18 protein-coding genes are annotated in these 24,036 nt (G+C 39.7%); 11 read left to right on the forward strand and 7 right to left on the reverse strand.

Annotated features, from left to right (window positions below):
- Positions 1–150 precede the first annotated feature (150 nt).
- The 3 genes from JMN32_RS19515 (at position 151) to JMN32_RS19525 (ending at position 4,623) form a co-directional block, all read left to right on the forward strand.
- The gene (locus tag JMN32_RS19515; protein ID WP_202858048.1) at positions 151–870 is read left to right on the forward strand and encodes a carboxypeptidase-like regulatory domain-containing protein; all 720 of its coding nucleotides are present in this window, start codon (positions 151–153) and stop codon (positions 868–870) included.
- Positions 870–1,895: a transglutaminase domain-containing protein gene (locus tag JMN32_RS19520; protein ID WP_202858049.1), complete on the forward strand. Its 1,026-nt coding sequence runs from the start codon at positions 870–872 to the stop codon at positions 1,893–1,895. The genes JMN32_RS19515 and JMN32_RS19520 overlap by 1 nt, the downstream gene beginning before the upstream one ends.
- Before the next feature lie 202 nt (positions 1,896–2,097).
- Positions 2,098–4,623, forward strand: coding sequence for a serine hydrolase (locus JMN32_RS19525; RefSeq protein WP_202858050.1), 2,526 nt, complete (start codon positions 2,098–2,100; stop codon positions 4,621–4,623).
- A gap of 113 nt (positions 4,624–4,736) precedes the next feature.
- Here the strand turns inward: JMN32_RS19525 and JMN32_RS19530 are convergent, their stop codons facing one another.
- The gene (locus JMN32_RS19530; RefSeq protein WP_202858051.1) at positions 4,737–5,078 is read right to left on the reverse strand and encodes a zinc ribbon domain-containing protein YjdM; all 342 of its coding nucleotides are present in this window, start codon (positions 5,076–5,078) and stop codon (positions 4,737–4,739) included.
- 293 nt (positions 5,079–5,371) lie between these two features.
- Between JMN32_RS19530 and JMN32_RS19535 the strand changes: the two genes are divergently transcribed.
- Positions 5,372–7,354: a magnesium transporter CorA family protein gene (locus JMN32_RS19535; protein WP_202858052.1), complete on the forward strand. Its 1,983-nt coding sequence runs from the start codon at positions 5,372–5,374 to the stop codon at positions 7,352–7,354.
- A gap of 3 nt (positions 7,355–7,357) precedes the next feature.
- Positions 7,358–8,197: a trypsin-like serine peptidase gene (locus JMN32_RS19540; RefSeq protein WP_202858053.1), complete on the forward strand. Its 840-nt coding sequence runs from the start codon at positions 7,358–7,360 to the stop codon at positions 8,195–8,197.
- Between the two features lie 96 nt (positions 8,198–8,293).
- On the opposite strand, the gene JMN32_RS27405 is transcribed toward JMN32_RS19540, so the two are convergent.
- The 5 genes from JMN32_RS27405 to JMN32_RS19560 form a co-directional block, all read right to left on the reverse strand.
- Positions 8,294–8,425: an EcsC family protein gene (locus tag JMN32_RS27405; protein WP_238354552.1), complete on the reverse strand. Its 132-nt coding sequence runs from the start codon at positions 8,423–8,425 to the stop codon at positions 8,294–8,296.
- Positions 8,426–8,966: 541 nt separating this feature from the next.
- Positions 8,967–9,113, reverse strand: coding sequence for a hypothetical protein (locus tag JMN32_RS19545; RefSeq protein WP_202858054.1), 147 nt, complete (start codon positions 9,111–9,113; stop codon positions 8,967–8,969).
- 92 nt (positions 9,114–9,205) lie between these two features.
- Positions 9,206–10,852 carry an amidohydrolase family protein gene (locus tag JMN32_RS19550; protein ID WP_202858055.1) on the reverse strand — a complete coding sequence of 549 codons (1,647 nt, stop codon included), beginning with the start codon at positions 10,850–10,852 and terminating at the stop codon, positions 9,206–9,208.
- Between the two features lie 780 nt (positions 10,853–11,632).
- Positions 11,633–11,989: a pyridoxamine 5'-phosphate oxidase family protein gene (locus JMN32_RS19555; protein ID WP_202858056.1), complete on the reverse strand. Its 357-nt coding sequence runs from the start codon at positions 11,987–11,989 to the stop codon at positions 11,633–11,635.
- 92 nt (positions 11,990–12,081) lie between these two features.
- Entirely contained in the window at positions 12,082–12,249 is a 168-nt protein-coding gene (locus JMN32_RS19560) for a hypothetical protein (RefSeq protein ID WP_202858057.1), read from the reverse strand.
- Positions 12,250–12,562: 313 nt separating this feature from the next.
- Here JMN32_RS19560 and JMN32_RS19565 point away from each other — a divergent pair, with 313 nt between their 5' ends.
- Positions 12,563–12,910, forward strand: coding sequence for a winged helix-turn-helix transcriptional regulator (locus JMN32_RS19565; protein ID WP_238354553.1), 348 nt, complete (start codon positions 12,563–12,565; stop codon positions 12,908–12,910).
- 76 nt (positions 12,911–12,986) lie between these two features.
- Here JMN32_RS19565 and JMN32_RS19570 read toward each other — a convergent pair whose 3' ends face one another.
- The gene (locus tag JMN32_RS19570; RefSeq protein ID WP_202858058.1) at positions 12,987–13,601 is read right to left on the reverse strand and encodes a JAB domain-containing protein; all 615 of its coding nucleotides are present in this window, start codon (positions 13,599–13,601) and stop codon (positions 12,987–12,989) included.
- Positions 13,602–13,987: 386 nt separating this feature from the next.
- Between JMN32_RS19570 and JMN32_RS19575 the strand changes: the two genes are divergently transcribed.
- From JMN32_RS19575 to JMN32_RS19595, 5 genes are all read left to right on the forward strand, one after another.
- The gene (locus JMN32_RS19575; RefSeq protein WP_202858059.1) at positions 13,988–15,238 is read left to right on the forward strand and encodes an ABC-three component system protein; all 1,251 of its coding nucleotides are present in this window, start codon (positions 13,988–13,990) and stop codon (positions 15,236–15,238) included.
- Positions 15,231–15,938 (forward strand): ABC-three component system middle component 1, encoded by a 708-nt coding sequence (locus JMN32_RS19580; RefSeq protein ID WP_202858060.1) that lies wholly within the window; start codon positions 15,231–15,233, stop codon positions 15,936–15,938. Before JMN32_RS19575 ends, JMN32_RS19580 begins: the two co-directional genes overlap by 8 nt.
- On the forward strand, positions 15,928–18,264 hold the full coding sequence (locus tag JMN32_RS19585; protein ID WP_202858061.1) for an AAA family ATPase: 2,337 nt from the start codon (positions 15,928–15,930) through the stop codon (positions 18,262–18,264). The genes JMN32_RS19580 and JMN32_RS19585 overlap by 11 nt, the downstream gene beginning before the upstream one ends.
- A 230-nt stretch (positions 18,265–18,494) precedes the next feature.
- Positions 18,495–23,555 (forward strand): amino acid permease, encoded by a 5,061-nt coding sequence (locus tag JMN32_RS19590; RefSeq protein ID WP_202858062.1) that lies wholly within the window; start codon positions 18,495–18,497, stop codon positions 23,553–23,555.
- Positions 23,552–23,902 (forward strand): hypothetical protein, encoded by a 351-nt coding sequence (locus tag JMN32_RS19595; RefSeq protein WP_202858063.1) that lies wholly within the window; start codon positions 23,552–23,554, stop codon positions 23,900–23,902. Before JMN32_RS19590 ends, JMN32_RS19595 begins: the two co-directional genes overlap by 4 nt.
- Positions 23,903–24,036: the final 134 nt, after the last annotated feature.

Genomic DNA, 24,036 nt, shown 5'->3' on the forward strand with positions numbered 1-24,036 from the left:
AGCAAACATTAATTTATCCTTGAAGCTTATAAAAAGAAAAAAGAGGATATATTGATCAGAGTGCAGCTGAACCGATCGATTGAATTTCACATTTTTTTAATCCATTTATGGAATTCAACCCCAGGTAGCATCCTTAAATAAAAAACACTTATGGCAAATAATATCTCCCTTACAGTATCCCAGCCTTGCTCAGAAAAATGGAACAATTTCACACCAACATCCACCGGTGGCTTTTGCGTTTCATGTAGCAAAAACGTGATTGACTTTACCAAAATGAGTGATGCGGAAATCATGAGCTATTTCAAAAACACATCTGGCAATACCTGTGGCCGTTTTCGCAAAGATCAGCTCAAAACCTATAAACACCAGACACCTACCAACTCCCGTTCAGGGATCAAATGGCTGCAAACCGGGCTTTTAAGCGCTGCTTTGGTATTTATCAGCCGGGAATTGAGCATGGCCATGCCGACAACCATGGCAAAAACAGAAATTTTTGATACTGACGATAAAAAGACAGACTTATCCCCTAAAAAAGCCGATGGTCATGTAGTCCGTGGTATTGTAATGTCTGAAGATAAAGAGCCTTTGCCAGGTGTAAATGTTGTCCTCAAAGGAACAAGAACCGGTATGGTGACGGACATTGATGGTAAGTTTGAGTTTCCGGTTGAGCTTAAAGAAGGAGATGTTCTGGTGTTTAGTTTCATTGGGTTAACGACGGAGGAATATAAAGTTGGAAAAAAATCTCCGGCAAATATTGAAATCACCATGTGGATGGAGTTTGACATCATGGGAGAAGTAGTAATAGGAGGGGCATATGCGCAACCGACAGGTATAGCAGGGTTATGGCATAAAATAAAGAACCTATTTTGATGATAAGATTTAACGAACTCAGGCTTTTGGTTACCATAGCTATGCTGCTTTGTATAGCTACAGGCATTTATGCTCAGCATGATCCACAGGCTGATCCTCACTTTGCCAAAGCAGATAGTATGGCCTCCCTATATCCAAAACACTCACTCAATGACCTTAAAGGCCTGTCTGGCAAGTTAACCCGACCGTTATCTTCAGATACAGAAAAGTTTAGGGCTATTTATCGTTGGGTCTGTAACAACATTGAAAACGACTATAGCTTCTATACAAAAAACAAAAAGAAGCGAGAGAAGCTTAAGCACAACAAAGAGGAACTTGATGCTTGGAATGAGAGCTTCGGGCCACGCGTTTTTAGAAAGCTTCTCAGCGATCACAAAACAGTTTGTACCGGTTATGCTTATGTCGTCAGGGAACTCGCCCGCCATGCTGACATCCCCTGTGAAATAGTCAATGGGTATGGTCGTACGGCTCATACCAATATTGGAGGAGATGGCATTCCCAATCATTCATGGAATGCTGTTGAGCTTGACGGTCTGTGGTATTTATGTGATGCGACGTGGTCGAGTGGTATCATTGATCCGGGCGAGCATAAGTTTATTAAACAGTACAGTAACAGCTATTTTCTTCCTGCACCTTCAGCATTTGGTCGCAATCATTACCCTCTGGACACGGCGTGGCTACTAACTGAACAAAAAGCAACCTTACAGGAATTTTTAAATGCTCCCTTGATATACAGGGAGGCATTAGACCATCAGGTGATGCCTGTATACCCAGACCACTTTAATGTAGATGCGAAAAAGGGGCAGCCCATCACCTTCCGGTTTAAAAGCCCTTATGTTGTAAAAAAGGCTCAACTTCAACTGGTAAGAGGAAGTAGAGTCAGCACCACTATGCGAGAAGTTTATCATCATGACACAGGTCTGTATGCTGTAGACTATGTTTTCCCATATAAAGGAACCTATGTACTTCACATACTTATGGGCAGGGATTATGTGTTTACATACACTGTTAAGGTAACCAAATAAGAAAACATACTGTAAACTAACGGCTTATACCCCGGTTATTCTTACTCGAAATGATATCACATGGTTCCTGCCATATGCAAGATCTGTCTGTCAACTCAAAAGCCTAATCCATAAATTCAAAAGGGCCGCAGATGCATTGATTGAAATTAAACTACTGACTGCTAAATACTTTCGGGATATGTTTAATTCAAAAATCAATAAAATGAGAAACACGATGCCAACCAGGCCACCCTCAGTAGTATTAGCTCAAAACATGAAGCCCAAATTGACGCATGTAAATGGGCTAATCCGTCTGCTCCTGTTTATGGTTGCAGCATTTTTAACTATAGGATCATTAAATGCACAAACTGACTGTCGGCTGGAGCTAAACATGAATGGTTATATGGGAGCAAACTCTGACGGGGGTGTTTACGGATATTACCTTCAGGAAAGAGGTGGCAAAACCATAGCCAGTCGTAATGAAGATTATGCCTTTTACCCTGCGAGCACCATGAAGGTATTTCTTCATGCATATGCTGTTCGCAACTTCAATTTAAATACTTTAACCTTCGCCTATAGCTTTAACGAATCGTGTGATGATGACCATACAGGCTCTTCACCTGTAGCTACGCGTAGTCTGTTAAATGCCTTGCCGATTATGATGGTAAACTCAGGCAATAGCACGACCAACGCCGTAATGGAGCTGATCGGCAATGGCAGCGCACCTTTAGGAAGAACCAGAATAAACAATATGCTGGACAATGATTTCGGTATATCCGATAAAACCAAAGTCAACCACAAGTTAGGCTGCGGTGGTCCTGATAACAATCCTGCCAATACCGCAACGGCTAAGGATTTTGCCAGATTCTATGACAGGATAATGAACTGGAACTACCTTTCAGACCCGCAAAGGACGACATTCAGTAACCTGATGATCAACGAAACTTCAGGTGGTCTGTCAGGGATGCTACAAACGGAGGTAGATAACCTGATAGCGAGCAACAATCTGGATAACCTGACCTCAGATCAGATCCAGGATTTCAAAGATCAGATCCGTTTGGTACACAAGGCTGGTAACATCGGTACTGCTTATGTTTCTAATGCAGGTTGGATATCTCTGCCTTTTAAAGATAGCGGCACGGGTAACATCATCAACAAGGAGTATTCTTATTGCATCTTTTATGATCAGGTAACCGACTTCACCAGCGGGGCACGTTTAACGACTGTAGAACTTCTTAGAAACGAGCTTTTGGCGGCATTGGAAACCTGGAATACCAAAAGCATCTTCGCGCTGGCTAAAGCATCTTATACTACGGAAAAGGTAGGGGAATTAATTACTCCGGAGATAGGCACTACCTATGACGCCGTCAGCATCGTTTCTGTAGGCAATACTCAGGCGGTAACGGCGATCAGAGATGCCAATGGGAGACTAAAACTGATCTCTTGGTCAGTGGCTTATGATGGTACTACCATTTCGAGACAAAAGAGTTATACCACAAGCTCTTACATAACCGCAGTAAAAGCAGTAACGCTATCCAACGGACGTTTGGTAACTGCTGCCCGATTGACTAATGGCAATCTTCAAATAAGATATTGGAGAGTAGACAATAGCGGTACCTTCACCTTAAAGGATACAGAGTATGCAGGTGAAGTGGGTGACATAGACCTGGTTAAAATAACTCAAAGCAGAGTTGCTACGCCAGTAAGTACAGCAGGAAGAGACATGAAAGTGATCATCTGGGATGTTGAGCTAACCGAGCAGATCAGCAGAGAAGGGGATGGTACCATTGCCAATGCCGATATCGTAGCAGGAGCAGCAGTACTTAGCTCCATGAGATTAGTTACCGCTACTAAAAATAACGTTACGGGTAATCTTGAAGTACAGTATTGGGGCGTAAGCTACTCAGGTGGTCTTACACTTAAGTCTACAGGATCGGCAGGTGCTATTGATGATGTTTCTATTGCAGGGTTGTCATACACTCAATTTGTTACCAATGTTAAGCAAAGTAATTCACTGCAAAAATCTATTGTATGGGAGATCTGCTTAGACGGCTCTTTAACCAGAAAAGGTGATGACGGATATGTGGGGATCAGGGATATTGCCAGCGAGCAGCTAAAAATTGGTCAGCGACAAGTAGTGGTGGCAAAGGACAATAACAATAACTTCAATATGTCTGTCTGGGATGTTGGCTCTGAGGGCAGAATTATGCGTACGGGAACTTATGTAAGTGAAAATATCGGTCAGGCAGAAGTGGCTGTAATGAATAGCTCTACCCAACTGGTAATCACTGCATACACCACCAGCTCGGATTATTTGAAACTCAGAACATGGTCTATGAATGATCTGATCGTGATCAACCTGAGTATGGCGAATATGCCTAATGAAGATAATGGTACTTCACCAGTTGAGTTTACGGATATTGAAGTGCTGGACGATCAGCAAATGTCTGTAAACAGCCATTCACCGATAGGTTCAGGTGCTTTGGTAGAAGCTACAGCTCTACAGCAAAACTATCCTAATCCATTTAAAGAAGTAACCACTATTGACTTCTCTCTTAAAACACGTAGTGAGGTGAAGTTAACGGTGATGGATTTCAAAGGAAACGAAGTACTCACGCTGGTAAGTGAAGAAAAGGATGCGGGCAAGCACAGCATTAAACTTTCAGGGCAGGAGTTGCCACAAGGTATATACTTCTACAGGTTAGAAGCAGGCGGTGAGTCCGTAATCAAAAAAATGATCCATAAGTAGTAGTTTGATCATGTTAGTTGGTAGCAGCCATTCTTAAGAGTGGCTGCTTTTTATATTGATAAGAGTTTACTCTGTTTTCCTGATCACCAATTACCACTCACCGGTTACCAAAGCTAAGCCTTCTTCACAAACTCAGACTTCAAAGCCATAGAACCAAAGCCATCAATTTTACAATCAATGTTATGATCACCATCAACAAGTCTGATATTCTTCACTTTAGTACCAGCCTTTATAGGTTGGGGAGAGCCTTTTACCGGTAAGTTTTTAATAACCACAACAGAGTCACCATCTTGAAGACGGTTACCGTTAGAATCCTTTACTACAAGACCGGTTTCTTCCTCTGCAACCTCTTCGTTAGGGTTCCACTCATGATTACATTCCGGGCAGATCATCAATAAGTCCATAGGGTAGGCGAATTGTGAACCACATTTGGGGCAAGGTTTAATTTCTGACATAATAAATGTTTTTAAGCTTAAAAGCCGCAAATTTACTCATTTATCCGCATTATTTCACCATTTGACCAGTCTTATGCTATAAAACCTTAAAAATACCCAAGGTTGGGTATTGACGCCCTCTATCATTACGTATAGTTTAGCAGCTTATACTATGCCAATACCGTTTAAAAACATGTAATGTAAAACCAAATGTTCAATTTTAATAAAAACTGTCTAGCCTTGACTTAGTCACACAAGGCTCAAATACAACTAAATTACTTTATACATCAACCTTCAGACTACTTTACCATAATATGAAAACCCCCTATTTATTGTTTTTTACCCTGTCATTACTCCTTATCTCAACTAATTTACTCTCGCAAAATGCATTTTATGAGGCCCAATATTTAGCCATGCTGGATGTTGATAAAATAAAAAGCATTAAGGATTCTTTAAACCTCACCGACATGGAGAAAAATGAAATAGACAGTTTAGAGTTATTTTTAAAAAAGCCTTTCGACCGAAAGGTGCACCCAATTAATCTCGATATTATCCGCAATGTTGTTAATAATTACAATAGTTATGTAGAGGTATACAATGCTAGCTTGGCCTTAACTAATGGAAAAAATACAGAAAACCTGGCTCTGACGCTAATCCCGAGTTTACTAGCGGGCAATTTTTCACTCACCGATACTGCACAAAGCAATATCCTGGATGGGATTACAAAATACTATGCTGAAGAATTTAAAAAGGCACAGACAATAACTTACATGAAAGCGTTTGAAGCTACTGCCGGGCAGATAGGAGAATTAAGAATATTGTTCCCTGAATCATACAAGAAGCTTCAGAGGGCTGATCCTTCTAAATTTCCCGATCTCGGCAATGAATATAAAGAGATCTTTAACGAGGATTTGAAAAATATATGGCCAAATTTACTAACCTATGTAGAAGGTTTTCCGGAAGAGGCATTGCCTGACTATCAACTCACATTACTCAAGGGTAAAAATTTAACTCAAATTAAAAGGCATTCTTTCTATTATCCTGCAGTGATTTCTTCTGAAATGATCGCTAAACTCATTGAAAACCAACACCCGGTTGAGGTATTGAATTACATAGACGACAAATACTATAGTGAAGATAGTTTAAGCTCAAAGTCGGCTGGAAATACTATAGCAAAGGTTATCCATGGCATAAACCTTCTGCAATCTAACCTCAGGGACACAGCGCAGGTAATTAACAGCGGGTTTTCCAACGTTTGGATTAGCCTTGAGCAACTGAAGCAGCTAAACACGGAAAAAGAAATTGAGCTTTTCTTTGCACTTCTTTATCAGCAAGACAATATATATTTTGACCATTTGTTCAAAGACATTGATATTGATATAACCAAAATAGAAGATCAAAGAAAAATTATTAAGGACAAAATCAGCCCTTTAATAAGCCTTTTAAATACCATTCAGCAGGCGGGGAAAAGCTATGAGAAGAAAGAAATTCCTGAGGTTTTAGAGAAATACCTTCAGGCAAATATTGATTTGATCATCAAATTGAAATTTAATGAAGATGATGCCGATTTGACAAAATATGTAAAAATTGCCCAACATTTAGTACATGTTTATAGTGGTATTAAGAACGCCGACTATAGCAATACAGCATATTATGCACTCCGTATTCTTGATGATTTACTAGAAGCCAATGAAAACTACCAGGCAACGATATACAAAATTGAGGAGTATGGAAGTTTCATGTCAGAAGTTATTAATGCAGAAAATTCGGATGAAGTAAAGGAAATCATTACCAAATTTGCCTCCCAGCCATCAAGCTACATTTTGAAAAGAACTTACAGGCATACTTTTTCTGTTACCGGCCAGCCAGGATATTTTGTCTCCGCTGAAAAGTTGAGGCATCAGGATGATTGGAGCTTTGTTTCAGGAATTACCTTGCCGATAGGGCTTGAATATACATTTAAACCCAAACCTGATTTAAACCATACCCGAGGTTCCATCGGTTTGTTTTTTCAATTGACTGATCTCGGTGCCATACTAAATTTCAGACTTGATGATGACACTTCCGAGCTTCCTGACCAAGTTACGTTCAAGCAGGTGTTTTCACCCGGGGCATCCATCAATTATGGTTTTAAAAACTCACCTTTGACATTAGCTGTAGGGTATCAGTACACTCCCGAACTGAGGGAAATCTCACTGCAGGATGGGAGTGAGAAGTTCGTCAATGGTGATAGGTTATTTTTAAGGTTGGCATGGGATATTCCTTTGATCAATATTGCAAACAGTAAATCAATGTAAATTATGGCTAGGATCATTTTTGTATTATTAATAGCAACCGGTTTTGGCTGTGTTAGTAACCACATACAATATGGTAATTATAATATGGACAAGAATGCAAGGTATGAGGTGGTAAAAGATGAAGAGCCATTTAGATATATATGCCATCTGGTTGTACATAGGCGCTGGGGAGGTCCTTTTCCTTCCACTGGGTTTTTAGTATCAGATAACGTAATTCTGACAGCAGGCCATTCTGTAGGTGAATACAGAAAGATATTTCCTAATAGAATTCAATCTGTTGAAATAAAACTTTTCGAATATTTCAAAGATACTACAGACTATAGATGTGCACTATCTGTTAAGTTAGACAGATCAGAGATTGAGCAGATAGAGAGCCACAGTCAGTTTAAAGGGAAAAAGAGTAGACTTTTTGATTATGGGTATATAAAGCTAAAAACCGATATACTTGGAAAGGTGGCTGGGGGCCATTTTGACCTGGCAGAATATGAAAGTACCGGTTCAGCATCAGATGATGTGTTTATAACGGGCTACCCGGCTGACTTACAAGCTATCAAAGAGGGATCACTTTGGAATAAAGGGTCAAAAAAGGAGTGTGTTACTACATCTGAAAATTACCTGACCTATGGAATCTATACCCATAAAGGAGACAGTGGTGCCCCAGTATGGATGAAGGTTAATGACAAATATTATGTTGTTGGGATACACAATACCGGTTATAAAACCTGTAATGGAGGTACTAAAGTTACCGAAGATGTGATTGATTATGTTAAGGGAATAATTGCTGAGAAAGAAAAAATTGTAGCTAATGAATGTGAAAAATTAGTTATCGAGGATGAGGACTAGTTATTAAGCTATTTAAAAACCTCACCCTATATACCTGCATGGCATTTGCCCTAGCCAGTTGTATATTTATGGTTAACATAAGCGCCGGCAAGGGTATCATAGCCAGGTATAAGTTGAAGCCAGCTTGGTAATATCGAAAAAGTCGCGATACTCAAGCTGGAAGGTGCGCCAGTCAAACTGATGAATGCCACCGGGCAGAAGTACTTTTTGGTTTTTCCAACCGCTCATTACTTTAAACAACTTCGTTGCGATGCTTCTGACTAGAAAATGTAGAGTATATAAAATCACTCCTTATAATCATTTACATCTATACCATACATATCAGCAATTTCAAATAGCATCTTTATTAACCGCTCTTGTTATTACCTGATTTTATGTAAAGAGAAAAATAATGATCAATTGGCAGTAGGCAAAGCGACTCATACCTGATAAAATTTAGAGCGCTACCTGGTCAGTATCAATCCCAGAAAAAGCGCATAGCTTCCTACTTTAATCTTCATCTGCTCACCACAAGAAATCAACGATAGCCTTGTGTCTGATTAGGAAATATGCCGAGCACGTTTATCTTCCTGTCTTGGCCTGGTCTTTATCCAGAAGAGAGATGCTTGAACCACTGTCTAATATGAAAGTGGCTTCCTTACCATTAACGAAAAGGCTGGTAAAGACTATTTTGTTCTTTATTATGTTCGATCATCAGGTTTTCCGACTGGCCAGGCAATTGTGCACTTGTGAAAACTGCCACAACAAAAAACTATGAAGAACCGCCAAATCATGGCTTCTTTCCTACAATTTTGAAAGAAATATAACAAAATGCACCTCCCTCTGCCGTTTTATAAAGGTCATTAACCACTTGCTGCATTTCATGCTTTGATATAATGTTTCCCGCAACAGCCTCTTCAGCTATACCTTTGATCATAGCAGTAAACGTATGTTTGATAAAGCTATCTACTAGTTCTCCACTACTTATTGCACCGATTACTTCTATCTTCGGCCATCTGACTTCAGCTTCTAATTAGCCAGGTACCCATCATTAAAGTATCTACTCAAAAACACCTCCGCATTCTCATAAGCAATCTTTTGCTTGATATCCGTAGGAGAGAGGCCATACATCATCTCCTTTAGCTTCGAAGGTTCTACCGTTGTGAGCTTATCGTTTTTATATAGCTTGAGGGGTTTTGGGGTGTTGAGGAATTTACCAATATCATCAATCAGTTTATGGAAGTCGCCGACTTTAGGGTAGCAGTTAAACGGGTCCATGATGCCATCGTAGTCGCTGCCAAGGGCCATAATGTCCCAGGCTGACACATCGCCTACAGCCAAAACGACCTGGAAAATGTTGCTTAGTACCAGTTGACAATAGAGGTCTGCAAGCTCTTGCTGGGCGCGGTAGGCCTTTTTGCCACCTTTGGCTATACATTTTTTTAGCTTCTTGAGCTGCTTTTTCGTTTTGCCACCCGGTGTACGTCCCTCATGTACTACCAGACCTATGATGCCCTCTGAAGCATGAATAGCCCTGATATCTTCATTGCTCAGGTTTATAGACCAACGACTCAGATAAGTGTCTTTATCCAGACCGTAAGTGTCCATTCGGCTGATAGCATTATGTTCATAACCATTGACCGCCGCATGGCTGGCAATGATAGGGATATGATCGCCCGCTGCCTTTTTATCGGCCACATATTGGTAATACTCGCCACGAGCTTTCATGCTCAGGTGCTTCACATCAATCAGCACCCTACGGCCCAGGGTACGGTCCAGCAGCATGTCTATGGCCAGCCATCCGGCTTCTGTAATACCATGGTTCATGCCTATGGTTTGGTATAGCAGGTCGTCCATACCCGGTATAAGACCATGGCCTGCGCCATAACTTTTAGCATGTCCCGCCAGCAAGTTGTTGTACATATGTACCAGCGTTACAAATAAAGGCGTATGCTCAAAGTTAAGCTGAGGGTCAGGGCCAACACCTTTTAAATGCTTAATATTAGTCTTTAAGGATTCCTTAAAAGTATCCTTATCGGTGTCTGAAAGGTATTGATATGCTGTGTTAAACCACGAACCCTTGGTGATTGAGGTGAGTGCATGGCCACCTTCTACACTGATGATCATCGCCAGCTGGTTATCAGATGCGCGTACCTGAAGGTATTCATTGTAATCATTGACAATTTTATAGGTGAAGCCCCACGGACCAGGTATAGTCTGCTTGGTTTTAAGGTAACTATACTCGCCAAGGGCAGGGTCATTGAAGTAGTCGATGCCCTGATTGTTATTAACCCGGTCTATAACTTTCTGTACCTTGGCCAGGGGGAAGCCTGTAAGCGCAGCACCTAATGGGGCTATATCGTCATTGCCTAGAAATAGCTTGAGTAAAAATTTTCGAATACGACCCCGCTTTTCGGTGCTTCGCACAAACCAGCCACGCTCAGTAGGGTGCAAGGCACATATGCTCAACGACAGGTTGCCCTTTACCCATTCTCTCATTTGGGCCTGGGAGTCGCGGGCCGTTTCCGTAATTACACCCCTGATCAGGCCGTTAAGCTTAAAGTAATTCTCCGCATCAGCCTCCATGCCATCCCACAAGTCCACATCATCACGATAGGTGTCATTGTTATAAGGTTTCATACTAGGGTGGTTGTGCAGGTCTATAATGCGAAACATGGTTATTCAAGGTTAATTTGCGTTGAATATAATCATTTAGTCCTTTGGATGGTATGGATTGGGGTAGACTTTTGTGAAAAGTGGTGATCGGTAAACGGTGGTCAGTAAACAGTAATCAGTAATCGGTAGACTTTCTTCAGGGTAATGGTGATCGGTTAAGGTTTCGTCATTGCACGGAGAGACGAAGGAACGACAAAGCAATCCCCTTGTTCTGGGCAACACTGATTCCATACACTGCATTAATTAAGGAGATCACTTCGTCATGCTTCCTCGTGATGACGGCACAGTTTGAGGTTTGAAGTTGGAAGTCGGAAGATCGAAGACCGAAGTTATTGGTGAATGGTGACCGGTGATCAGTGAGCGGTAATCGGTAGACTTTCTTCATGGTAATGGTGATCGGTTAAGGTTTCGTCATTGCGCGGAGAGACGTAGGAACGACAAAGCAATCCCCTTGTTCTGGGCAACTACTGATTCCATACACTGCATTAATTAAGGAGATCACTTCGTCATGCTTCCTCGTGATGACGGCATGGTTTGAAGTTTGAAGTTTGAAGTCGGAAGATCGATGTTATTGGTGAATGGTGACCGGTAACCAGTAATCGGTAAATGGTTAGGGGTATTTTTTTACACCGATTACTGATTACCTCTTACCGAATACCGAATACCGAACTCAGTTCCGTCCCGCATTCACCTCATCCCAATATCCAACCCACTGGCTGCGGATATCTTCTCCGGACAGGGGAGTGAAGTAGGATGGTGATACCAAAGGGACGGCGCGCTCTACTTTAATGAGTACAATATGTCTGATGCTATGTGCTGCTGTGTGCCTCCTTGTTTATAGTAAGTTAAAATGCTTTTGAACAATTCACCTTCCGAGAGCACATCTGCATGCCCTTTGAAGCGGAAGCCTTTTCTGGTGAAAATATCTACCACGTTGATTTCGATGGCGGAATTGTACAGGAGGTTTTCTATGGTATTAGGTGAGTGGATGTCGGCAAATACCAGATGGTTATCGTCCCAAGCCCTTACAGTTCCATTTGGGGAGAGGTTTGGAGTTCCGTCGGGGCATACCGCGGCTATGAAGGCCAGCTTTTCTTCATTGACGAACTCACGTATTGTTTTCGTTAATACTGACATGGTAGAGAATTAGTTATAAGCTTTACTGTTCCGGCTACCACTATACACACTCAGCCATTCAATATTTCATAGCACGGAGAACAATGTACAGCCTACTTCAATGGATGAAGCGGACAGTCGCAGTAAGCCTGTATCCGCTTTGCAGTAGGCGACTCCTTTTCGATATCTTCTGTTGCTTTACTTATAGATGCAGCCGGAGTATCAGTGACCTTGTCAGTGGATTTTACCCTTATGAAAATCAGTAGTTTAAGTGTTTTCATTTGCTACTTATTATGTAGTAACACTACATTAAATGTAACAATATGCAAATAGATTTTATACTAAAATTTTTGAACTCAGATGGCCTTATTCAGAGATGATTTTACACCACCTCAGTGACCAGCCCCATTAGAAGAGACTGCTAACCAAAACAGACAGCGGCACTGGCTAAGTATAATCACCACCAGGCCTGGAAAAACACAAGTGCTCCACACCTAGGTGCTCAGCCGAGTATCAATAGATTGAACTTTTAGCCCAATAGCCCCAAAAATGGCCGTATTATATGTAGATTTGAACGTTTAAAATGCAGTGACTATGAAATTTCCGAAACCAGGCGAGCCCGTAAGGGGTTCAAAGACAGGCCAACCCGTAATGGCATTATTAGATTTATTAGGGAGAAGCTGGGCTATGGGGGTTATCTGGTATCTGAAAGAAGGACCCAGTACGTTTAGAAAACTACAGGAGCATTGCGAAACCATTTCACCCACCACGCTCAATGTTAGGATAAAAGAACTGACCCATGCCGGTGTAATAGAGAGAACGATTGATGGCTATGCGCTGACCTCAAGAGGAGAGGAGCTTTTTGAGTTGCTTAGTCCGCTAGGAGCCTGGGCCAGAAAATGGGCAAAGGAAATGAACACCAAAGACGAACCGACCAAATAAACCGTTACGTCACTGCGACGAGGAACAAGGAAGCAGTCCCCCCATTACGGAGAACAAACCGAATACCAACCACTACTTACTGATTACTCAAACGAGTGATTTCCTGTTCAGACAAGCCTGTATATTTAGCAATGACCTTGATAGGTTGATTATCCTCTAACATTCTAGTAGCCATTTCAATAGCTTTCTTCTTCTCAATTCCGGCAATCTCCTTCTTCAGCTCGTCAATCTGCTTAAAAGACAGGTCGTAGGTCGTTTCCTTCTCAATCTTCTCCAGCATGCCCGAGTCTACAAAGCTGTAGTATTTCTCTTCTGTAATGATAAGGTGATCAATCACCGGCACATTGACGAACTTGCCAATAGCCAGCATCTTATCTGTAACTTCTATATCACTTTTGGTAGGCTTTAGCTCACCACTCGGGTGGTTGTGCACCATTATGATCTGAACGGCCCGCTTCTGCAAAGCAAAACTAAACACCTCCATTGGCTCCACCAGCGTCTGGTTAACGGTACCCAGACTGATCAGCTCAATTAGCAATATCTGGTTGTTGCTCGCCAGGCAAACCACCCAGAAGTGTTCCTTATTCCGGTCAATTTTGTTTTCACGCAGCAGTACCTGCTGCATTACTTTATACAGGTCCTCAGAGTTGAGTACCTTGATCTTTTGCTCTTGAGATAGTCGGACATTCATAGGCTGCTAAAATAGTATCTTTTTAAGTGGAATGGGAGGGGATGGGGGAATTTTTGGGGTTAGGGTGGTTCGGAGTGAAAAATGCCTAAGGTTGGGTATTGACATATATGAATGCCTGCGCGAGATTTAATCTGTGTTTTGCATAGCATACGGAAAATATATAGCGCAGTTGGGAAAATTTTGCAGGTTAATCTCTAATTGAATCGATATATTTAGGTGTGTTGATAACTTTATAGCTTTATTCATATGTCATGTGTGTCCAGTTAAAAGATACACTTGCGATAATACTAACTATAAAGGAAGTTGGGCAAACTTTACAGACATCGATGAAGTTAGTTAAATGCAAATTAGGTGCATATTGATAATTGGTGGAGAGAACAAATAATATGAAGCAGGTAATTGATCCTAAGGACATTCATACAGCTATTGATACATGGAGTGGCTTTGTATATCAGGGAAAAGTTGCGTTATACCATGTGTTAACATTACTTATTGAAAACCCTGATAATGAAAGCTTTTTACAGCTAGATTCACTAGAGGACTTTGCAATCGTAAATGAAGATATTACACCGATATCTTTACATCAGGTTAAAGCGGTCAATAGTAAATACTACTCTTCTTTTAAAAAAGCTTTTATAAAGTTAGAAAAAAGAAAAAACGAGTACCCTTGTGATCGAGCCTATTTTCACTTGGCAATTGAAAATGAAAAATCTGCTAATGATATAAATAAGAAGCATCCAAACTTAGAGCTATATATGTATCGCGACAATAATTACTATTGTTCGCTTAATGATATTAATGAGAAATTAGAGGCGCTAATCAGATCGTATCTTGTCCAGAAAGAATTTGGACACTTTGTTGGGAATACTGCAATCATTAGAAGTAAGCTGGAAAAGAAATTATTTGATCATGTTATTTTAGTACATTCTAGCAATCACAATAAGGTTTCCATCAGTAAAGGTGCGTATTATCAAATAATTAAAATTTCGGATTTCAGAACAATTTTAGAAGAAGATCCATCCATGGGCTTGAATGAAGACTATTATTCATTTCTCACAAAAGAACTATTAAATCGTTATTACAATGAATTTTGTTTTGAGTTAGAAGAGGGGGCAATTGTCAAAGACTCAGATAAAGAGAAACTCGATGGGTACATAAAGCAAATCAATGTGCTAAGTGACAAAGGCCTTATAACATTTATTAAATCAATACTTCCACATAGAAAGGTTAAATATGAAAGTATAACGGACTTTAAAGATCATAACATTCAAAAAAATGAATTTAAACTTGCCTATTTGAAAAGTTTACATCATTTGGTAGTATCTAAAACAGGTATTGTTGATGGTTTAATCTGGAATGATAGTGATAATAAGCAATATAGAGCAACAGCAATTAATGAGGGGGAAAGTAGCCTAGAAGAGATTTGTAAGGATATTTATAATAATGTTATTAATACTGACTTAGGCACATTGTACCAAACGGATTTTCTAATTACCTCTGATTTGGAAGGAAGTATTGAAACAACCATAAATAAGCAGTTTAGTGTTGAGGGAAAAGAGGATAGAAATAATGTAAATAAATGGTCAAATATTCACCTAATAAAAAGAGAAGTCGCAAAAGCCAAAATAAATGGTTGATATAGTTGATAAGATATTCGCTCATCAGGGATTTTCAAAAGCGAAAGAAGAGCTAACTTTCGGCTCGCTGTATTACTCTTCTGTTACAGACAGTGGTATTGGAAAATCCTACTATTGGATAGTTGTATTAGTTGAAAACATTGATGAGATATTAAAAAAGCAAGATCAATGGTTTGCGGAATGTAAACAAAAGTTCAATTTTTCCGATTTTGATAAAAACACCTCTATGCTTGTCCTTAATAACTATTCTGAAGATTTTGAGACATGGAAGAAAAAGGTTTATAAGATTGAAGAAGATCCTTATCAATTTAAAAAATACGTATTGAGATTCACCGATGAAGTTAAATCAGAATTAAAACGTAAAAGTAAGGATGGAGAAGTAACGGAGCTAATTAAGCTAATAAATGATGAAGAAACTTTTAAATTATACAAGCAAAACCATAAGTTAACTGAATATTCCTGGTACAATTTATTATATGGTCTAGCGACTAAATTGCCTTTTCTCAATTTAGAAGCCATAAAAGTTACCGATTTGGAAAACCTTTTTGAAGAGACTAAAAAAAAGATAGAAGAACAGGGGCTATTAAATGATTATCAGGAATTAGAATCAAAGTTTACTGAAGAGATTATGGCAAACATTGATAGTATCGAACTTGAAAAATTGCTAACAATACTAAAGCCATTAAATAATGAACAGTGATACTTCCATTAAAATAAAAAAGCTAATTATAAAGAACTTCAAAGTTTATAAATCTCAAAACTTTGATTTCACTAATGTCCCTTTATTAGTTTTTGACGGTGCTAATGGGTTTGGTAAAACAACAATCTTTGATGCTATTGAATTATTGCTCACCGGAAGAATTAGACGTTATGAATATATAAAAAGTAGACTCATAGACGGTAGAGAAAAACGAACCGAAAACCCTTTCTATTGTACAGAAGGAGATGGTGATCCTATTGAAATTAGGGCATCATTCGAAGTTAGTGGTAATGAAGTTGTTTTAGCAAGAAGGAGTCCAGGTAAAGAAAATTTAGGGGCTGATATTGACTTTAGTTTATTCACATTACATTCCCCAGAGACAATTGATTCTTTGCTTGGTGACAATAATAAAAAATCAGAAAATGTACTTAAGGAATTACTTGGAGATAATTACAAAAATGATTTTGAATTTCTTCATTATATAGAACAAGAAGATAGTTTATATCTACTGAAAAAAAGTGAAAGAGATAAGAAGGAAAGCATCGCATATTTATTTAATACATCACGGTTTCAGGATGAAATAGAAAAATACAAAAGGGTTAAATCAACAATAAATGAGTTTCTAAAAAAAGTTAAAGAAGAAATTCGTGTTCTTAAAGAAGAAGTAAGTAAGGTGCAAGAATCTTTGCTTACCCAAAATGAAAGTCAATATGTACGCCTTTTTTCAGAGAAAAACTTTGAATGGGATTCAGAGGTAATCAAGTTTGATGAAAATAAGTATTTCACTTGGCTGTCTTCTGAAAATGGGGTATTACCACAATTAAACAAATTGTTGAGATATAGAGGAGATTTCTTGCAGGCAAAAGTTAATAGAAAAATAGATCGACTGTTAATCAATAGAAATGAGCTACAATCTTTCTGTGACTATTACTTTTTCATTGATAAAACTGAGCTTTTAGAAAACGAAAAAAGGGTATATGATTATATTCGAGTTATAAAGGAATTACATAAGGACTTCGATATTGAAAATATAGAAAATGGAGAGTATGACGTCCCTCAATTTTTGAAAGAAGTAACAGATAATTCAGAATTGTTCAGAAACTATGAGAACAACCTTAATTTGGTAAAACGAGCTATACTCAACTCTAATTCTTCATCAAAAGTTCTTAACAAGTTAATAAGTACAAGAGAAAATTTAATTAAGCATCAAACAGAGTTCCATAATGAAATAGAAGAAAATGGAATATGTCAACTTTGTGGTCAGCACTGGGAAACAAAGGAGGCATTAATTCAGGGAATCGACGACCAAACTAAAATTATTAAGGAATTAAATGATGAACTAAATGCTAGTTTATCAACAAAAATAGACGTATTCAAAGAAGTTGTCTTTCCTGAGTTTATTGAAAGTATTGAAGCTCTTACTGTTGAATATTTATATGAACCAGAATATTTCAGGGACGATTTTTTCAGGAGAAATCTGCAAAGAGTCCTAAAATTGAGAAGGAGAGAATTGGAAGAACTGAATATAGATTATGAGAGTTATTTGTCGAAAGAAACAATATTTAAGGAAGAGAGATTAGAGGAATTTGTTGAAATGTTAACATATAAAAAACGAGGGATTGACGAGGAGAATATTGAACCTTCTTTTGATGATCTCTTTATAACCTACTTTGAAGAGAATGAGGATGAGCTAAATGAATTCGATGCAGATTTAATTGAAGAAAAAACTAAATATATTAAATGGCAATATTCAATCTTTCAAAATAACACAATAAAAGATAAAACTGAACTTATAGATAGAACCTTAGTTAAGCAGACAAAGCTAGAAGAATCATTAAGTAAAGTGACAGGCATTGTTGGTATTCAAGAAGATTCTCTAAAAAAATATAATGCTAAAATAATCAGCGATATTGAATTACTATTTCATATCTATTCAGGCCGAATTGTACAAGACTTTCAGGGTGGTTTGGGGTTATTTATTATTAATAAAAATGACAAAATTAAGTTTGTGACTTCACCAGAAAAAACTTATGATGCGGTCTTTTCAATGAGCAATGGTCAACTTTCTGCACTTGTTATAGCGTTTACTCTGGCTCTAAACAAGAAATATTCAAATTCTAATCTGCTGTTCATAGATGATCCCGTTCAGTCTATGGATGATATGAATACCTCTGGCTTTGTTGAGGTTTTGCGAAATGATTTTAACGATAGACAAATATTTATTTCAACTCATGAAATAGAGATGTCAACCTATATCCGATATAAATTTGAAAAGTTTAATTTATCAACCAAAAGATACAATGTGGGATCATTGATAAATAGCTAAATACGATAAACAAATCCTTTGAGAAAAAAATTAAATTTAAACCTGTCCTAAAGAAGGGAAGTCTTCACACCAACATCAACCCATGCTTTCTGCATTTGGCAGATAATAACGGATACCATATCCTCTGATTTTCATACTTTGCGACGAAATTCGTTCAAGCCGGAAAAAATACGGCAAACATTTACGTATTTTACAGTAGACCATTAAATCTTGTTAATTATAACCCGTTTATGGCCAAACAGAATAAATTTGGAACATTCGGAGGCGTATTCGTTCCATCTATACTTACCATTTTAGGAGTAATTATGTACCTCAGGCTTCCCATGATCATTGGTGAAGCTGGATTATGGGCAACCATAGGTATTATCGTAATTGCCCACATCATTTCGGTTACAACGGGGCTCAGCGTTTCTGCCATTGCCACTGATAAGAAGGTGGAAGCGGGAGGTACTTATTATATGATCTCAAGAAGCCTGGGGCTGCCCATTGGGGGTACACTCGGTATTGCTCTTTTCGTTGGGTTATCCTTCAGCGTCAGTTTATATCTTATCGGTTTTTCAGAAAGCTTTCTGAACTATTGGGGGTTTGATAGCAACATCAATAACATAAGGCTTACTGGTACCCTGGTGCTGGTAGCCGTTACCACGGTGACCTTCATCAGTACATCCTTAGCCATAAAAACGCAGTACTTCATCATGGCAGCCATTGTGCTTTCACTGCTATCCATTTTTTTCGGCTCCCATAATTTTACCCCGGAAGCGCCCTTGTTTTCCAACCCTTCGTCGACGGTTCCTGTCATGGTGCTTTTCGGTATTTTCTTCCCGGCAGTTACCGGTTTTGAGGCTGGGGTTTCCATGTCAGGTGACCTGAAAAATGCTAAAAAGTCTATACCCAGTGGCTCTATTATGGCTATTGTGGTAGGTTTTCTGGTGTACATAGGCCTTGCTTTTTTCTTTGCCTATACCGTAAGTGGCGATAAGCTTGCCAATGATCCTCAGGTATTGCTCAATATTTCATGGATTCCTGAGCTGGTTATAGCCGGTATATGGGGAGCAACACTTTCCTCCGCTTTGGGGAGTATTTTAGGGGCTCCGCGGATATTACAAGCCACAGCGGTGGATAGAATTACTCCAAGACTATTTTCTAAAGGGTACGGCCCAACCAATGAGCCACGCAATGCCTTGCTACTGACATTTGTTATCGCAGAAGCTGGTATTTTGATCGGAGAACTTGACGTAATCGCCAGGGTGGTCTCTATCTTTTTTATCACCACCTATGGATTCCTGAATATCAGCGCAACCTTTGAAAGATGGACCAGTGCTGATTTCCGCCCGGAATTCAAAGTGCCCGGCTGGATAAGCATATTGGGGGCTGCAGCCTGTATTTTAGTCATGATCAAGCTGGATTTTGTGGCCATGCTTGTGGCTATAATGGTGCTGGGTTTGCTTTTCTTATACCTCAAAAGGCGAGAACTCACTTTGGAGTCTGGAGACGCCTGGAGTGGGGTATGGGCCTCTCTGGTCAAAACCGGGATCACTAACCTGAAAAGGGATAAACTTCATAAAAGGAACTGGAGACCCAATACCATCATGTTTAGCGGAAGCCCTGATATGCGGGAGTATATGGTAGAAGTCGGTAAGGCTATTTCCGGAAAGCTGGGCATTCTATCCGCTTTTGAGCTGGTAAAAAGTGAAGAGAGACTACTTGCCAAAACTGAGTCTAACCTGCATGAAGAGAAAGAGTCGGCAGGGTATTTTCAACATAAGCTTTACTGCAGAGATATCTATGACGGTATGGACCAGATCAGCCGGGTGTATGGTTTCTCCGGTATAGAGCCCAACACCATTTTGATGGGGTGGAGCAAAAAGCCGAAAAACAGGGAGAAGTTTATAGAACTTGCAGAGAGCTTTGATCAAAATAACTACAATTCGATTTTTCTGAATTATGATTCGGAAAAGAAGTTTGGTGAGCACCAGCATATTGATATTTGGTGGAGTGGAGCAGGCAGAAACCTCACGCTGGCCATCAACCTGCTGCGTCATATCAACAACTCCTCTATTTGGAATAGGGCCAAGGTGAGGGTGCTTGTTATTAATCCTATCAATGAGGAAGCTGAAAGCGTTTATAAATCTACTTTGGCCATACTGAATGATTTTAGAGTAGAGGCAGAAGTCCGGGTGGTCAATAATGGTGTTAACCCTATCTCCGAAAGAGAAATTATTGAGACGGAATCAAAAGACGCAGACCTATGCATCATAGGTATCCCGAATCAAAGATTCCGACAAATGGATAAGTATTATGATCAGCTTAATGGTATACTTGAAGTAACCGGCACAGCATTGATCATCAATGCCTCAGATGATTTTGCAGAAATGGAAGTGATTGCACCGGCTAAGGCAAAATCTAAAATCGAGGGTTTGGAAGAAGCCAATTACGTGCTTCCTGACCTGGAAGATTCACCACACCCTGAAGTGGTCAAAGAGATTCAAAAGATTGACTATCACGGCCAAAAACTGGTTAAGGCTCTGCACAGAAAGTTGTTTCAGCCCATTATTAGCGACAGGCTGATTTTAATCAAAGAGTTGGAGTCCCGAATAGGTGCCATTAAGAAGGAGCTGGCTGATATTGAAAGCATCCCGGACACGTATCGCAGAAAAAAGCAGATTGATAAACTTAAAAATGAAGTTTTCTTTAAGGTCAACGCCCTGCTGGATGAGCAAATCAAGAAAAGTACGCTGCCAGCAGAAACTACGGCACTCACTGATGTTACGGACTGGTATGAGGAGCGATTGGTCAACGACCATAAGCACATGCCTGCTGACCTTATTGTAGAATACTCCAAAGAAGAATTTGCTATACAGCCTGATGATAGTGCTTCACTACGTTTTTATAAAAGGTTAAAACTGATAAAGCATTGGTTTAGTGGCCCGCCTGTAAAGCATCATGTCAATTTTAGAGCGGTGGCAAAATACTACCAGGTCAACAGTAGAATTGTTTATTTTAATCGCTTGCTCAATCAGTTTGGTGACGATGAAAAATCATTTTACCATGACCTGAGGAAAACGATAGGGTCCCTGATCAACACCATAGACCTGGCAGAACAGAAAATATGGCAGCAACTGCCGGATTGGAACGATGAGACTAAAATAAACGAAATTGCAGACTTGTTAAGTGGTGAATCTGTACGCCAGAAAGGGCTACTGAACATCTACGAAGGAAGGTTATTGATTGAGTTCAGGAAAAACCTGCAGTTAATGAGTAATGATCTGGGTAAGATCGATATCAATAGTCGGATCAAAAAGAAATCAAGGCCAGCCAAGTACTATCAGGAGATTAGTCTTAACACCAAAGATTTCAGTGAAGAACGACATTTAAGAATTAAGACCTTGCTCAACATGATCTTGATGGAGTTATCCGTTAACTCTACCAAAAACAGGCTCGAAGAGCTACAGGTCAGGTTCGGAAATGATGTGAGAGATATTGTTGAGAGCAAGTACGTCAAGAACCTGGATGAGCTGATCACCAGTATAGACAAACACAAAAAAGAAACGGACTTACAAAAGGTCCGCTTAAATGATCATTTTGAGGTGGAGCTGCAGGAGACATTCCGTGATAACATGACCAGAATGATTGGCCTCACGGAACATATGCCTGAAGCTATGGAGGTATATTCGTTTAATCAGAACAGCCAGGGAGACCAGGAAACTTTGGCTATTCCGGTTGCGAGGATGGCCGAGTACTATCTGAAATCTCAATATGAGGTGGTTGTAGAAGAGCAGTTCGGCAAACTGATTGAAGCGCTAAAAAGGTCCATGTACTCCGTCAAAGATCTTATAAATCTGGCAGAGTTTAACCTGGAAAATACGGACTCTGAAATTGAAGATAAAGAGCTGCTGGAAGATCTGGTTACGAAAATTGAGAAGGAGAAAACAAGTGTAAATGAGTCGATCCAAGACTACCTTACATTTACTCAAAAGCAATTTGCAGAAGCTTTTGACCCGTTATCTTCTTTAAAAATAGAAGAGAGTGCTAATACTTTTGTCGCGGGGCTACGCAACTATCAGGGTAAGAAAGTACTGACAGGAATAAGTCATGTATCCGACTGGTTTAAAAAGAAGGTGCTCGATATTACCATCAAGCTGTTTTACAGCCGAAGTGAAGGGATACTTATTGCTAAAAAGTTAAACAGGGCGAAAGACCTCACTTCACCGAATAGTAAAATGCTTGACCTGAAGGAGAAAGTATCACCCACGGCGGATATACTCCATTCTCTACCTTCTTACTATGTTACCCTCTTTAATGGCAAATCCAATATCGGAAGAGATTTCTGGATACCACGAACTATTGAGGAGAAAGCCTTTGCTACAGCCTTGAAACGGTACCGTGAAGGTTTCGGAGGTGGAATATTGCTGGTGGGAGACAGAAATTCGGGTAAAACTGCATTTTGCAGACACGTGACCCAACCACTTAAATCAGGTTCGGTTTATACGCTTTTCCCTCCGGTTCAGGGCGATACGTCAGCGCTGGCCTTCTCTCAGGCACTCAGCAAGGCTACACAAATGAATGGTGATGTAAACCAAATTTTAAGTGCCATCCCTCAGGATAGTATCCTGGTTATAGATGACCTTGAACTCTTTTGGGAGAGGCATTCCGATGGATTGGCACTAATACACTTGCTCCAGCAGCTAATCGATGACTATGGCCAACGTATTCTGTTTATTGTAAACATTAATCCTCATGCCTTTAGGGTGATCAATCAGTTGACACGCCTGTCTGACCGGTTTATAGAGATTATAAATTTTGTGCCCTTTGACGCAGAAGATCTTAAAGAGCTAATTATGAAAAGACACCGCTCAAGTGGACTTGGTGTTGGTTTCAATGCTCAGGAAAAAACGCTTAGCGAGGTACAGCTGGCCCGATTATTTGATGCATATTTTAATTATAGTGAGGGTAGTCCGGGTACAGCATTAAATGGCTGGCTGGCTCATATTAAGAAACATCATGCACATAGCCTGATTATTGACAAACCGGACGCCCCATCAACCACCTGTATTAAAGAGCTTAATGAAGACTGGGTTATGCTCCTGACTCAATTTATATTGCATAAGCGCTTAACGGAGGCAAAAATGGCAAGAGTAAGTGGCTGGACAGCTCCAGAAGTTAAAAGTCAGTTGCTGGCTATGCTTCGGGCAGGTATAGTTCAGGAAAAGGCATCGGGAATTTATCATATCAACCCATTCATGCATCCGTTTGTGATAAGAGCGCTTAAAGAAAGGGAGGTTATACGATGAAGTTGAAGTTACGCAGATTATCAGATGGTGTCTCCAGGTTCTTCAGAAAGAACTTAAGGCCTACCCAAACAGTAAGTTCGGAAGACAGCTCAGATACTATTGAATATACGGTTAAGTGTAGACTTAGAAAGGATATCACCATGTCGTCTGCCACGATAAAAGAGATTATTCTTCAAAATCCGTGGAGCACACTAAGCCCTCCGGCGATAACATTCCATACGGATGAGCAAGGTAAATCATCTGTGACAATCACTTTTAAGGTATTAAGCCCCGAGAAGGGCAAACTTGTTGAAAATGAGCTTAGATCAGCCTTGACGGATAGGGAGCAGGAGGAAAGTAACGATTAAAGAAAGGTAAAAGCATTTTTTATGGTCTGTAGATTACAGATCATGACCAATAGGTTATCCCTTGTTTTGAGCTTTAATAACTGGGGCAGTCCATCGTTATAAGGGTTTGAATAGAACCCCATGTTTTAAACCTG

Origin of the sequence: Fulvivirga marina (assembly GCF_016775155.1) — a bacterium.
Lineage (GTDB): Bacteria > Bacteroidota > Bacteroidia > Cytophagales > Cyclobacteriaceae > Fulvivirga > Fulvivirga marina.

Coding starts and splice junctions, on each gene's coding strand:
- JMN32_RS19515 (WP_202858048.1), top strand. CDS start 151: ATGGCAAATAATATCTCCCTTACAGTATCCCAGCCTTGCTCAGAAAAA.
- JMN32_RS19520 (WP_202858049.1), top strand. CDS start 870: ATGATAAGATTTAACGAACTCAGGCTTTTGGTTACCATAGCTATGCTG.
- JMN32_RS19525 (WP_202858050.1), top strand. CDS start 2,098: ATGAGAAACACGATGCCAACCAGGCCACCCTCAGTAGTATTAGCTCAA.
- JMN32_RS19530 (WP_202858051.1), bottom strand. CDS start 5,078: ATGTCAGAAATTAAACCTTGCCCCAAATGTGGTTCACAATTCGCCTAC.
- JMN32_RS19535 (WP_202858052.1), top strand. CDS start 5,372: ATGAAAACCCCCTATTTATTGTTTTTTACCCTGTCATTACTCCTTATC.
- JMN32_RS19540 (WP_202858053.1), top strand. CDS start 7,358: ATGGCTAGGATCATTTTTGTATTATTAATAGCAACCGGTTTTGGCTGT.
- JMN32_RS27405 (WP_238354552.1), bottom strand. CDS start 8,425: ATGAGCGGTTGGAAAAACCAAAAAGTACTTCTGCCCGGTGGCATTCAT.
- JMN32_RS19545 (WP_202858054.1), bottom strand. CDS start 9,113: ATGATCAAAGGTATAGCTGAAGAGGCTGTTGCGGGAAACATTATATCA.
- JMN32_RS19550 (WP_202858055.1), bottom strand. CDS start 10,852: ATGTTTCGCATTATAGACCTGCACAACCACCCTAGTATGAAACCTTAT.
- JMN32_RS19555 (WP_202858056.1), bottom strand. CDS start 11,989: ATGTCAGTATTAACGAAAACAATACGTGAGTTCGTCAATGAAGAAAAG.
- JMN32_RS19560 (WP_202858057.1), bottom strand. CDS start 12,249: ATGAAAACACTTAAACTACTGATTTTCATAAGGGTAAAATCCACTGAC.
- JMN32_RS19565 (WP_238354553.1), top strand. CDS start 12,563: ATGAAATTTCCGAAACCAGGCGAGCCCGTAAGGGGTTCAAAGACAGGC.
- JMN32_RS19570 (WP_202858058.1), bottom strand. CDS start 13,601: ATGAATGTCCGACTATCTCAAGAGCAAAAGATCAAGGTACTCAACTCT.
- JMN32_RS19575 (WP_202858059.1), top strand. CDS start 13,988: ATGAAGCAGGTAATTGATCCTAAGGACATTCATACAGCTATTGATACA.
- JMN32_RS19580 (WP_202858060.1), top strand. CDS start 15,231: ATGGTTGATATAGTTGATAAGATATTCGCTCATCAGGGATTTTCAAAA.
- JMN32_RS19585 (WP_202858061.1), top strand. CDS start 15,928: ATGAACAGTGATACTTCCATTAAAATAAAAAAGCTAATTATAAAGAAC.
- JMN32_RS19590 (WP_202858062.1), top strand. CDS start 18,495: ATGGCCAAACAGAATAAATTTGGAACATTCGGAGGCGTATTCGTTCCA.
- JMN32_RS19595 (WP_202858063.1), top strand. CDS start 23,552: ATGAAGTTGAAGTTACGCAGATTATCAGATGGTGTCTCCAGGTTCTTC.